At 76.4% G+C, this 11,865-nt stretch carries 11 protein-coding genes; 5 read left to right on the top strand and 6 right to left on the bottom strand.

Annotated elements, in window-relative coordinates; all coding sequences use genetic code 11:
- Window positions 1–53: 53 nt before the first annotated feature.
- Entirely contained in the window at window positions 54–1,121 is a 1,068-nt protein-coding gene (locus ACZ3J7_RS13040; RefSeq protein WP_465619868.1) for a polyprenyl synthetase family protein, read from the bottom strand.
- 180 nt (window positions 1,122–1,301) lie between these two features.
- On the opposite strand from ACZ3J7_RS13040, the gene ACZ3J7_RS13035 reads away from it, so the two are divergent.
- The 4 genes from ACZ3J7_RS13035 (at window position 1,302) to ACZ3J7_RS13020 (ending at window position 4,588) form a co-directional block, all read left to right on the top strand.
- Entirely contained in the window at window positions 1,302–1,805 is a 504-nt protein-coding gene (locus tag ACZ3J7_RS13035; protein WP_465619865.1) for a GNAT family N-acetyltransferase, read from the top strand.
- Window positions 1,806–1,933: 128 nt separating this feature from the next.
- Window positions 1,934–3,175, top strand: coding sequence for a sensor histidine kinase (locus tag ACZ3J7_RS13030; protein ID WP_465619863.1), 1,242 nt, complete (start codon window positions 1,934–1,936; stop codon window positions 3,173–3,175).
- Window positions 3,163–3,813 carry a response regulator gene (locus ACZ3J7_RS13025; protein ID WP_465619861.1) on the top strand — a complete coding sequence of 217 codons (651 nt, stop codon included), beginning with the start codon at window positions 3,163–3,165 and terminating at the stop codon, window positions 3,811–3,813. Before ACZ3J7_RS13030 ends, ACZ3J7_RS13025 begins: the two co-directional genes overlap by 13 nt.
- 319 nt (window positions 3,814–4,132) lie before the next feature.
- Window positions 4,133–4,588: a hypothetical protein gene (locus ACZ3J7_RS13020; protein WP_465619859.1), complete on the top strand. Its 456-nt coding sequence runs from the start codon at window positions 4,133–4,135 to the stop codon at window positions 4,586–4,588.
- 64 nt (window positions 4,589–4,652) lie between these two features.
- Here the strand turns inward: ACZ3J7_RS13020 and ACZ3J7_RS13015 are convergent, their stop codons facing one another.
- Genes ACZ3J7_RS13015 through ACZ3J7_RS12995 form a run of 5 tightly spaced genes read right to left on the bottom strand, consistent with a single transcriptional unit; the run spans window position 4,653 to window position 9,898 of the window.
- Window positions 4,653–5,624, bottom strand: a complete 972-nt coding sequence (locus tag ACZ3J7_RS13015; RefSeq protein WP_465619857.1) for an NAD-dependent epimerase/dehydratase family protein — start codon at window positions 5,622–5,624, stop codon at window positions 4,653–4,655.
- Window positions 5,621–6,589 carry an ATP-binding cassette domain-containing protein gene (locus ACZ3J7_RS13010; RefSeq protein WP_465619854.1) on the bottom strand — a complete coding sequence of 323 codons (969 nt, stop codon included), beginning with the start codon at window positions 6,587–6,589 and terminating at the stop codon, window positions 5,621–5,623. The genes ACZ3J7_RS13015 and ACZ3J7_RS13010 overlap by 4 nt, the downstream gene beginning before the upstream one ends.
- 33 nt (window positions 6,590–6,622) lie before the next feature.
- On the bottom strand, window positions 6,623–7,387 hold the full coding sequence (locus tag ACZ3J7_RS13005) for an ABC transporter permease (protein ID WP_465619851.1): 765 nt from the start codon (window positions 7,385–7,387) through the stop codon (window positions 6,623–6,625).
- A 34-nt stretch (window positions 7,388–7,421) separates the two neighbouring features.
- Window positions 7,422–8,987 carry a glycosyltransferase gene (locus ACZ3J7_RS13000; RefSeq protein WP_465619849.1) on the bottom strand — a complete coding sequence of 522 codons (1,566 nt, stop codon included), beginning with the start codon at window positions 8,985–8,987 and terminating at the stop codon, window positions 7,422–7,424.
- The gene (locus ACZ3J7_RS12995; RefSeq protein WP_465619847.1) at window positions 8,984–9,898 is read right to left on the bottom strand and encodes a methyltransferase domain-containing protein; all 915 of its coding nucleotides are present in this window, start codon (window positions 9,896–9,898) and stop codon (window positions 8,984–8,986) included. Before ACZ3J7_RS12995 ends, ACZ3J7_RS13000 begins: the two co-directional genes overlap by 4 nt.
- 549 nt (window positions 9,899–10,447) lie before the next feature.
- Here ACZ3J7_RS12995 and ACZ3J7_RS12990 point away from each other — a divergent pair.
- The gene (locus ACZ3J7_RS12990; RefSeq protein ID WP_465619845.1) at window positions 10,448–11,860 is read left to right on the top strand and encodes a class I adenylate-forming enzyme family protein; all 1,413 of its coding nucleotides are present in this window, start codon (window positions 10,448–10,450) and stop codon (window positions 11,858–11,860) included.
- Window positions 11,861–11,865 lie beyond the last annotated feature (5 nt).

Raw genomic sequence — 11,865 nt, 5'->3', positions numbered from 1 at the left:
GACGGCGGTCGGCTGGCGGCAGGCAGCAGGCGGCGGGAGGGGGCGGGCCCGGGTCAGTGGTCGCGGGTGACGGACCAGGCGGGCAGGTGGGCGAAGAACGCCACCGCCTCGGCCCGCCACCGGCCCCGCCAGCCGGCGGCCACGCCGGCGGCCCGGTCCGCGTGCCGGGCCGCCTCCGCCCGCAGGCGGCGGTCGACGCCGCGGGCGCGGGCCAGCTCGCGGACCTCGTCCGGGGTCCGGCCCGCCGGGTCGATCCCGGCGTCCGCCAGGGCGCGCACCAGGTAGCTGCGGCGGCCGGAGCGCAGGTCGGTGCCGAGCGGCTTGCCGAGCACGGCCGGGTCGCCGAACAGGTCGAGCCGGTCGTCGTGGAGCTGGTTGGCGACGCCCAGCGCGTCGGCGTAGGCGCGCAGTTCGGCGTCGTGGCGGGCGGGGTCGGTGCCGGCCGCGAGCAGGCCCAGGCGCAGCGGGGCGAGCACCGAGTAGCTGGTGGACTTGTACGCGGTGACCTCGTGCAGGAAGGCGGTGTCCGGTTCGGGTGGGAAGTCCCGTTCCAGGTCGAGGAGTTGCCCGCTGACGGCGGCCGCCCCGGCGTCGGCGACCACCGCCGCCATCGCCTGCGCCCGCTCCGGCGGCGGTCCGCCGGAGCCGAGCAGGACCCGGACGGCCAGGAACGCCGCCAGGTCGCCGGCCAGCACGGTGAGCGCGAGCGCGGTGTCCGGCCGGTCGGGGAACTCGGCCCGGTACGCGTAGTGGGTGGACGGGCCGCCCCGGCGCACCGGGGCGTCGTCGATCAGGTCGTCGTGGATCAGCCCGTGGGTGTGCAGCAGTTCGATGCTGAGCGCCGCCGCGTCCAGCCCGGGCACCGGCTCCTCCGCCACCAGTGCGGCCGCCTCGTGCAGCAGCGCCACCCGCAGCCGCTTGCCCCCGCGCAGCGAGAGCTCCCGCACCAGTTCCAGCGCCCGCCGGGGGAAGCGCCCCCGCCCGGGCAGCTGCGGCGCGCCGCCCGTCGGCGGGCCGGCCGTCGGGTCGGCCAGCGCGTCGAAGTAGGCCGCGAAGGCGCTCTCGAACCGGTGCTGGTGGCCGGCCGCGCGGTGCAGGGCGGCGGCGAGGACGTCGTTCATCCCGTCAGGCTCTCACGCCCGCTCACGCCCGCTCACGCCCCGGTCCGCCCGAACTCCCCGCCCCCCGCCCTCTCCCCCGCCCCCGGTCGGCCCCGCCTGCGCGGTCACCGGGCGGGGCCGACCGGGGGCGGGGGAAAATCCGGCGGAGCGGGGGGCCGTGCGCTGCTACGGTCGGGCGTCATGAGCTGGCTTCCCGATGACTTCGTCCACCCCGTCCTGGTACCGCTGCCGGGCGGTGGCCACCACCTGCGGCCGATCCGGGAGGCGGACGCCCCGCTCGACTACCCGGCGGTGATGGGTTCGCGCGAGCGGCTGTGGACCCTCTTCGGCCCGGCCTGGGGCTGGCCCGCGGCCACCATGACCTACGAGGCCGACCGGGCCGACCTGTTGCGGCACGAGCGGGAGATCGCCGCCCACCAGTCCTTCAACTACGCGCTGTTCGACGCGGCGGAGACGGCCCTGCTCGGCTGCGTGTACGTCGACCCGCCGGAGCGGGTCGGCGCGGACGCCGAGATCTCCTGGTGGGTGGTGGACGAGCTGGCGGGCGGCGAGGTCGAGCGGGCCCTCGACGCGCTGGTGCCGAGGTGGATCGCCGCCGACTGGCCGTTCGAGCGGCCGCGCTTCCTCGGCCGCGAGGTCTCCTGGTCGGACTGGCTCGCCCTGCCGGAGCTTCCCGGCGCGTGAACGGTCGCCGCCCGCACCCGTCCCGGACGGCGGACCGCGGCCGGGGGCCGGGGGTGGTGCTGGGTTCACCACGGAACCGGGCACGGGCTTCATGGCACCGTCCGCCCGCGGTGTTCTAGCGTCGTGCCATGACGATTCCAGCTGGACTGAGGCGCACGGCCCTGCGGGCGCGGCGGGACACCGGCTTCCTCGCCGCCGGTGTGCTGCCGCACCTGGCGCTGGTACCCGTGTGGGCCTGGGCGGCGACGACCACCGCCAGGACGGGCGACTGGCTGCTCACGGTTCCCGTGTCGGCCGCCCTGGTCCTGCTCGGCGCCCCGGTGCTGACGGCCGTTCAGCGGGTGCGCCACCGGGTGCTCATCGGGGTGGAGGTCCCCCGAACCGCCCCCGCCGCCCCCGCCGCGCCGGAGCGGTGGGCGTGGGCCCCGACCGCCCGCCGGCTCGTGGCGGCGCGGCCCTGGCGCGGGATCGGCTACCACCTCGTGCTGGGTCCGCCGCTCGCGCTGCTGGAGCTGCTGGTGCTCGCGGTGGCGGTGGCGGGCCTGGCGGGCGTCACGGCCTGCGCCTGGTCGTGGGCGCTGCCGGCCCGGGACTGGTCCGGCCACCTGATCCGGCTTCCGGCCTTCACGGCGGCCGGCCTCCTGCTGTTGTGCGCCCTGCCGTGGACCGCGCGGGCGGTGGCCCGGGCCGAGGCGCGGGCGGCGGGCCTGCTCGGGCCCGACCGGGCGCGGCGGCTCCAGGAGCGGGTCGAGCAGCTGGCCGTGAGCCGGAGCGACCTGATCGAGGCCGTCGACGCGGAGCGCCGCCGGATCGAGCGCGACCTGCACGACGGCACCCAGCAGCGGCTGGTGTCCCTGGCGGTCAACCTGGGCCTGGCCGTGGCCACCCGCCCGGACCTGCCGGCGGACGCCCGCGAGGTGATCGCGCGGGCGCACCTGGAGGCGAAGGAGGCGATCGCCGAACTCGACGACCTGGTGCGGGGGTTGCACCCGGCCGTGCTGGAGGACCGGGGTCTGGACGCGGCGCTGTCCGGGCTGGCCGCCCGCACGCCCCTGCCGGTGCGGCTGCGGGTCGATCTGGAGGGGCGGGTGGCGCCCGACGTGGAGTCGGTCGCGTACTTCGTGATCTCCGAGGCGCTGACCAACGCGACGAAGCACGCCGAGGCGCTGCGCGCGGAGGTGGTGGTCCGCCGGGTCGGCGGGGTGCTGCGGGTGCGCGTCACCGACGACGGGCTGGGCGGTGCCGACGCCGCCGGCACGGGGCTGGCCGGGCTGGCCAAGCGGGTCGGCTCCCTCGACGGGGCCTTCCACGTCAGCAGTCCCGTCGGCGGGCCCACCACCGTCACCGCGGAGCTGCCGTGCGCGCGGTGATCGCCGAGGACTCGGTGCTGTTGCGGGTCGGCCTGGCCAAGGTGCTGGAGGCGGGCGGCTTCCAGGTCGTCGCGGAGGCCGACGACGCGCCGGGGCTGCTGGCGGCCGTGGCGGAACACCGGCCCGAACTCGCCCTGGTCGACGTCCGGATGCCGCCCGGCTTCACCGACGAGGGGGTGCGGGCGGCGGTGGAGATCCGCCGGCGCTGGCCGGGGACGCCGGTGGTGCTGCTCTCGCAGTACGTGGAGGAGCGGTACGCGGCCGACCTGCTGGCGGCGAACACCAGCGGGGTGGGCTACCTGCTCAAGCAGCGGGTCGCGGACGTCGCCGACTTCGTGGCGGCGGTCCGGCGCGTGGCGGCGGGGGGCACGGCCCTGGACCCGCAGGTCGTCGCCCAGTTGCTGCTGCGGCGCGACAGCGACCCGCTCGCGCGGCTGACCCCGCGCGAGCGGGAGGTGCTCGGCCTGATGGCCGAGGGGCGCTCCAACGCCGGCGTCGCGCAGGCGCTGGTGGTCGGCGAGAGCGCCGTGGCGAAGCACATCAACAACATCTTCGCCAAGCTCGACCTGCCGGTGGTCGACGCGGACCACCGCCGCGTCCTGGCCGTCCTGCGGTTCCTCGGCGCGTCCCGGGCCTGACCCCCTCCCCCGCGACCACGATCCGCGGAAGGGGCGGTAGCAGCGGCGGCGGTACGGCTGCGCGAGGGTCACGTACCCGTGTCCGTCGGCCTCGAACTCCGCTTTCCCGGTGGGTGGTTCGGCCGCCGGGACGGGTCGGGCTTGCGTGGTCACCGACAGGCGGTTCAGGTCATTCGGTGGCCGATAGCCGCCGCAGCCGGTCGTCTTCCCGGGAGCCGCACCCCGGGAGGCGGGCGGCCTGCCATGCTGGCGCCAGCGGAATGTGACATTTCACATTCCGCCGATGGTCCCATCCCTTCTCCGGAGGAGCAGCACGCCCGTGAAGACCACCCTCGCCACCCTCGCCACCGTCGCCGCCGCCGTCGCGGTCCTGACCACGCCGACCACCGCCCAGGGCGCCGTCGCCGCGCCCGCCGGTCCGACCGGGCCGGTCGGCGCGACCGTGACCTGCGGCGTTCCGGGCGCGCCCGGGCCGCTGCTGACCAGGGCCTGCGTCGAGGTGACCGGCACCCAGGTCCGCTTCTACGGGCAGGCCACGCCCGACGACCCGTCCTGGCAGGCGCGGTCCGTCGGCTTCACCGTCTCCGGCACGGTCGTCGGCGGCGCGCCGCTGGCCCCCGTCGCCCCGACCGTGCTCGTGCAGGCCGGCCCGAACCAGGTCGGCAGCGTCTTCTCCGGCGCCCCGTGCGGCGCCACCGTCATCGGCGGCTTCTCGGTGGACCAGCCCGGTTGGCCCGCCTCGACCGCCACCGTCTCGGCCGTGGTGGTCTGCTGACGCCGGGCTCCTCCGCCGGCCCGCCGTCGGCCCCCGGGCGTTCGTGGTGCCGCCGCCCGGGGGCCTACGTCCCGGCGGCGACCAGGTGGTGGGCGAACCAGGCGATGGTGGTGGTGAGGCCGTGGTCGGTGTCGACGGCGGGGTGCCAGTCGAGGGCGGTGCGGGCCAGGGTGATGTCGGGGCGGCGCAGGGAGGGGTCGTCGCCGGGGCGGTCGACGAAGGTGATCGGGGAGGCGGAGCGGCACAGGTCGCGGATGCGGTGGGCGAGTTGGAGGACGGTGAGTTCGGCGGGGTTGCCGAGGTTGATCGGGCCGGGGTGGCGGGTGGCGGCGGCGGCGAGGATGCCGCGGACGGTGTCGTCGACGTGGCAGAGCGAGCGGGTCTGGCTGCCGTCGCCGGCGACGGTGAGCGGGCGTCCGGTGAGGGCCTGGGTGATGAAGGCGGGGACGGCGCGGCCGTCGGTGGGGCGCATCCGGGGGCCGTAGGTGTTGAACAGCCGGACGATGACGGTGTCGGTGCCTCGGGCGGTGCGGTACGCGGTGGTGAGGGCCTCGGCGTAGCGCTTGGCCTCGTCGTACTGGCTGCGCGGGCCGATCGGGTTGACGTTGCCCCAGTACGTCTCGGGTTGCGGGTGGACGAGCGGGTCGCCGTAGACCTCGGAGGTGGAGGCGAGCAGGAAGCGGGCGCCCTTGCGGCGGGCGAGTTCGAGGGCGTTGTGGGTGCCGTGGGCGCCGGCCCGGAGGGTTTCGACGGGGTGGCGGGCGTAGTCGTGCGGGGAGGCGGGCGAGGCGAGGTGGACGACCAGGTCGACGGGGCCGTCGACGTCGAAGGGGTCGCAGACGTCGTGGTGGCGGAAGGTGAAGCCGGGGTCGTCGGCGAGGGCGGTGAGGTTGGCGGTGCTGCCGGTGAGCAGGTTGTCGACGCACAGCACCTCGGTGCCGGCGGCGCGCAGCCGGTCGCACAGGTGGGAGCCGACGAAGCCCGCGCCGCCGGTGACGACGGCGCGGCGGGCGGTCGCGGGGGTCGGCGGTGTCATGCGGACTCCCGCAGCGAGCGGCCGGTGTGGGCGAGGAAGACGTCGTCCAGGGTGGGGCGGTGCAGTTCGATGGTGGCGGTGGCGATGCCGGCCTCGGCGAGGGCCCGCATGATCAGCGGCATCGCGCTCTCCCCGGTGTCGACGGACAGCCGCAGGCCGCCGCCGTCGGCGCGGGCCTCGGCGGCGCGCACGCACGCCTGGGCGGCGAGCACCTCGGCGGCCTTCGGTTCGAGGTGGGGTTCGGCGACGCCGACGGTGACCACCTCGCCGTGGACGGAGCGCTTGAGCGCGGCGGGGCTGCCCTCGGCGACGAGGGTGCCGCCGTCGACGATGGCGATCCGGTCGCAGAGCGCGTCGGCCTCGTCCAGGTAGTGGGTGGTGAGGAAGACCGTCGTCCCGGCGTCGCGCAGGCGGCGGACCTCGGCCCACAGCCGGGCCCGGGCGGCCGGGTCGAGGCCGGAGGTGGGCTCGTCGAGGAAGAGCACGGTGGGGCGGTGGACCACGCCGAGGGCGAGGTCGAGGCGGCGGCGCTGGCCGCCGGAGTAGCCGCGGCAGGGGCGGTCGGCGTACTCGGTGAGGTCGAAGTCCTCGACGGCGGCGGCCGCCCGGGCCAGTGCCTCGGTCCTGCCGAGGCCGTGCATCCGGGCCTGCAGGACGAGTTCCTCCCGGGCGGTGACGTCGTCCCAGGTGCCGCCGCCCTGGGCGACGTAGCCGATCGCGCGCCGGACCTCGGCGGGCCGGGCGAGCAGGTCGGCACCGGCCACGGTGGCCGTGCCGCCGTCGGGGGTCAGCAGGGTGGCGAGCATCCGCAGCGTGGTGGTCTTGCCGGCGCCGTTGGGGCCGAGGAGTCCGAAGATCTCGCCCTCGGCCACGTGCAGGTCGAGTCCGGCCACGGCGTCGACGGTGCCGGCGTGGCGGCGGCGGCCGGTGCGGTAGGACTTCCGCAGTCCGCGGGTCTCGATCATCGGGGTCCTTCTCTACGGGGGGTGGGGGTGGTTTCAGCGGACGGCGCGGGCGAAGCGGCGGGCCGACCAGAGCAGCGCGGCCAGCGCGACGGCCGCCATCAGGGCCAGGGCGTGCCGGACGGCCGGGTCGCCGGGGTGGCCGGCGAACAGTTCGCGCATGCCGGCCACGGCCCAGCTGAACGGGTTCCAGTCGGCGACCCGGCGCAGCCACAGCGGGGCCAGCGCGAGCGGCAGCAGGGTGCCGGAGAGCAGCATCAGCGGCTGGGCCAGGTTGTTGACCAGCTGGCCCAGCACGTCCGGGTTGCCGACCTTGAGCGCCAGGCCGTAGGAGACCGCCGAGCTGGTCAGCGAGATCAGCGCGAGCAGCAGGTACGCCAGCAGCAGGTCCGGTGCGCGCAGCAGCAGGCCGAGCGGGATCGCCAGCACGATGATCACGGCGGCCTGCACGGCCAGCACCACGACGTCGCGCAGCGAGCGGCCGAGTAGTAGCGCGACCCGGCTGACCGGGGTGACCCGGGCCCGCTCCACCACGCCGGCGCCCAGCTCGGCGAGCAGGCCGAAGCCGACGTACAGGCCGCCGCCGAGGGCGAGCGCGACCAGCATGCCGGGGACGTAGATCCGGTAGGCGTCGGCCGTCGAGCCGGCGCCCATCGAGGCCAGCGCGGGTTTCAGCAGCGGTGCGAACAGGGCCAGGTAGACGACGGGTTGGGCGACGCCGAGGAGGATCTGCAGCGGTGAGCGGGTCATCAGCAGCAGGTGCCGCTGGAAGACCAGCCAGGTGTCGCGGAGGGTTTTCACGGGCGGGTTCTCTCTCGTCCGGGGGTTCAGGGGTTCAGGGGTTCCGGGGGCGCCCGGGGCGCGGGAGCAGGGTCTCCAGGTGGTCGGCGGCCGCGGCCGCGCCGCCCGCGGCGGCGAACGAGTCCCGGATCCGGCGGGCCGCGGCCGGGTACGAGGGGTCGTCGAGGACGGTCAGCAGTTCGGCGCGCAGGACCCGCGCGGAGGCGTGCGCGAACCGCACCCGGCGGCCGGCGCCGGCCGCCGCGACCTGGGCGGCGTTGATCGGCTGGTCGCCCTTGATCGGGGCGACCAGCAGCGGCACGCCGTGGGCCAGCGTCTCGCAGACGGTGTTCAGCCCGCCGTGGCTGACCACCGCGGCCAGCCGGGGCAGCAGGTCGAGGACGGGCACCCGGGGCCGGACCAGTACGTGCGGCGGCGGGTCGGCGACCGTGCCGTCCGGCGCGGCGACCACCGCCTGCAGGCGGTCGCCGAGCGGGCGCAGCGCGTCGACGATCCGGGCGTGGAAGTCGGCGGCCTGGTCGAGCGAGAGCGTGCCGACGGTGACCAGCACCAGGCGGCGGCCGGGGTCGATCCACTCCCACGGGAAGTCCGGGTCCGGCTCGCGGGGGGCGAGCGCCGGGCCGACCAGTACCGCGTTGTCCGGCCGGGCGAGCGGGCCGGTCAGCGCCTCGCCGGTGAAGGCGACCAGCAGGTGCGGGGAGAACCGCAGGTCGTGCGGGGGTTCGCCGGGCATCCCGGCGGCCGTCCAGACCTCGGCCATCCGCCGTTCGATCCACGCCTCCACCCGGGGCACGGCCGTCCGGTACGGGCGGGTGAGCTCCATCGTGGTCGGCGCGAGCGACGCCCACGGCAGCCCGGCCCGGTGCGCGGCGACGGCCCCGGCCACGGCGTGCTGGTCCACCGCCAGCACGTCCGGCCGGAACGCGGCCACCGCCCGCTCGATCCCCGGCAGCGTGTGCCGGGCGTGCGGCACGACGTACCCCTCCCACCGCGACCGGGCCGCCGCCAGCCCCAGGTCCGCCTGTCCCCGGTGGGCCCGCAGCGGAATCGGCGCGATCACCGCCCCCGTCCCCACCAACGGCCGCAGGAACGCCTCCGACCCGGCCCACACCACCTCGTGCCCCCGCGCCACCAGCTCCCGCGCGACCGCCGCGATCGGGTGCACATGCCCGAACAGCGGCAACGAGACGAACAGGAACCGCCCCGGCGGAGCCGCACCGGCGGCCGCCGCCACGGGCGCCGCCGACGGCACGGACGGCACGGGCACCAGGGACGGCGCTGACGGCACGGACGGCGCCGGCGCCACGGAGCGTGGCGCCGCGTCGCCGCCCCGCGCGGCGGCGGTCGCCGCCAGGTGGGCGACGTCGGCGAGGGTGAGGGCGGTGAGGGCGTCGAGGTCGAGGGTGGTGAGGTGGGTGGCGAGGTCGGCGGCGGGGCCGTAGTGGGTGCGGAGGGCGAGGCTCCAGGCGGCCAGGTCGCGGCTGTCGAGGAGGAGTTCGCCGTCGAGGCGGGTTCCGGGGGTGAGGGTGCGGGCCCAAGCGGGGGTCTGGTCGAGGGTGGCGCGGAGGAGTTCGGCGACCTGGTGGAAGTGGGGGTTCACGGGCGGGGTCTGACGGCGCGGAGGGCGCCGTAGGTGAGGACGCCGGTGTCGTAGCCCTTCTTCATCAGCGGTCCGGCGTGGAAGAAGCCGAGGACGTCGACGCCGCGTTCGCGGGCGAGGTCGCGCATCGCGGCGGGGCCGCGTTCGATCAGCGGGACGCGGGCGAAGCCGGGGTCCCAGGAGTGGGCGACGGCGCTGCTCCAGTCGGCGACGGCGACGTCGGTGAAGCCGGCGGCGCGGGCGAGGCGTTCGTGTTCCTCCAGGGAGGACAGGTCGGGCATGACCTGGTGGATGAGGACCTGCCGGACCAGGTCCTGTTCGTCGGGGTCGAGGTGGCCGTCGCGGACGGCCCAGGTGGCGACGGCGAGGGTGCCGCCGGGGCGGAGCAGGCGGTGGGCCTCGGCGAAGAAGGCGGGGCGGTCGGGGAGGTGCATGAGGCTCTCCATGGCCCAGACCACGTCGAAGCTGCGGTCGGGGTGGCCGGTGGAGAGGGCGTCCTGCTGGTGGAAGCGGGCGCGGTCGGCGAGGCCGGCGGCCCGGGCCTTCCGGTTGGCGCGGTCGGCTTGGCGGGCGCTGAGGGTGACGCCCTCGACGGTGCAGCCGAGCGGGCCGGCCAGGTGGAGGGCGGGGCCGCCGATGCCGCAGCCGACGTCGAGGACGCGGGCGCCGGCGGGGAGGGCGGCGTGGGCGACGAGTTCGCGGACGAGGCGGTCGGTGGCGGTGTGCCGGTCGGCGCCGTCCTGGGCGGGGCTCCGGCCTTCGTCCCAGTAGCCGTGGTGGACGTGTTCTCCCCACAGGTCCTCGTACAGGTCGAGGGTGGTGTCGTAGTAGCGCTCGACGGCGGCGTTGAGGCCGCTGCCGGTGACGGGTCGCGGCGCGGCTCGTCGGGCTGGTTCCACTGCAGGTTCCACGGGGCCGGTCCTCGCTGGGTTGACATGGATGCGCTAAAAAATGGCGGCCGAAATGGCCGGGGAAAAGCGGGAAATGGGCGCGATAACGCCCGATTGGTCTGGTCCATCGCATGATCGCCCCGGCGGACAAAGGGCCCGTGGGCATGCGGAAGAGCGGCGGGCGCGCCGCCCGGACGGGAGCCGGCCGGGAGTGGGGAGTCACCGGCCAGGACTGACGGACAGTCAGCGGACGGACTGTCAGGTGCTGGCAACATGCTGCCGTACCAGGCAAGTTGACCAACCGGCGGTCACACTAGCGAGGGCCCGCCCCCTCGTCAACGGATCCGGCGTCGTCACCGGACGGCCCGCCGCCGCCGTCCGACCGGCCGGGGAATTCGATTCGGTCGACGGGGCTTGACACCCGGTCAATTCAGCGTTGAAAGTTCGGCGTGGGAATTTCACAGGTTCCCCACGACCGCGACCGGCTAGCCCGGCGACGCGACCGGCGGCGCGATCCGGAAGAGGTTCTGGTTCTCCATGAAAGACGTTTCGGCAGCTCCACCGAGCAAGGTGGGAGCGCTCCCATCTCCGGCGGCGGCCGGCCTCGACCCCGGCTGGGTCGACGAACTGCTGCTGGGCGGCCCGGGCGGCGAGCCCGTCCTGTCCTTCCACCCCGACCCGCCGCTGAGCCGGGACGCGCTGCGCCGGCTGGTCGGGGAGCGGCAGGCCGCGCTGGCCGCGGCGGGGCTGCGCCGGGGCGGTTCGCTGGCGGTCCGGCTGGCGCCCTCGCCGGAGCTGGTCGTCCAGCTGCTGGCGGGCTGGCGGATCGGCGCCCGGGTGGCGCTGCTGGACCACCGGCTGACCCCGTTCGAGGTCGAGCAGGCCCTGACCCGGTTGGCCCCGCAGGTGCTGGTCGCGGACGGGCGGCCGGTGCCGGCCGGTCCGCCGCGCGGCTGGTACCGGCAGCGCGCGCGGGTCACCACCCGGCCGGACGGCCGGCCGGCGGACGGGCCGCACGCACTGGTCCAGCTCAGCTCGGGCTCGACCGGCCCGGCGAAGGTCATCGGCCGGACGGCGGCCGACCTGGTCGCCGAACTCGACCGCTACCGGCGGATCGACGGCGTGCCCCGGGCGGGCGAGCGGATGGTCTCGCTGGCGTCGACGGTGCACGTGCTGGGCCTGGTCGGCGGCCTGCTGCACTGCCTGCGCGCGGGCGTCCGGCTGGCGTTCCCGGAGCGGGTGACGGCCGGGGGCGTGGCGGCGGCGGTCGCGGCGGGGCCGGAGCCGACCGTGCTGCTGGGCGTGCCGTTCCACCTGGAGCTGCTCTGCTGGGCGGCGGACCCGCCCCGGCTGCCGCAGCTGACCGGGATGACCACCGGCGGCGAGCCGGTCCGGCCGGAGGTGCACGCGGCGTTCGTCGACCGGTACGGCGTCCGGCTGGGCAGCATGTACGGGATGACCGAGGTCGGCGTGATCGCCACCGACCTGTTCGGCGCGCACCGCCCCGAGTTGACGCCCGCGCCGGGCCTGGGCCTGCGCGCGGTGGACGGCGAGCTGCTGGTCGCCGCCGAGCGCTCGCCGTACCTGGACCCGGTCGGCGCGGACCGCTGGTCGGCGGGCTGGCTCCGCACCCGCGACGGCGGCTCGCTCGACCCCGGCACCGGCCGGGTGCGGGTGCGCGGGCGGCTGGACTCGCAGGTGTCGGTCGGCGGCCTGAAGGTCGACCTGACCGAGGTCGAGCACGTCGTCGCCGCACTGCCGGAGGTCGAGTCCGCGGTCGTGCTGTACGGCTCGGCGATCGAGGCGTACCTGGTGCTCGCCCCGGGCGGCACCGCGGCCGGCGTCGAGGCGCGGCTGGCCGAGCGGCTGGCGGCGTACAAGCGGCCCCGGCTGCTGCACGTGCTGGAGCGGCTGCCGCGCACCGCGACCGGGAAGCCGGTGCGCGAGCGCGCCGCGCTGGCGGCGGCCGTCCGCACCCCCTGAACCAC

The organism is Kitasatospora sp. NPDC015121, assembly GCF_055562955.1.
This window is presented reverse-complemented; position numbering and strand designations above follow the sequence as displayed.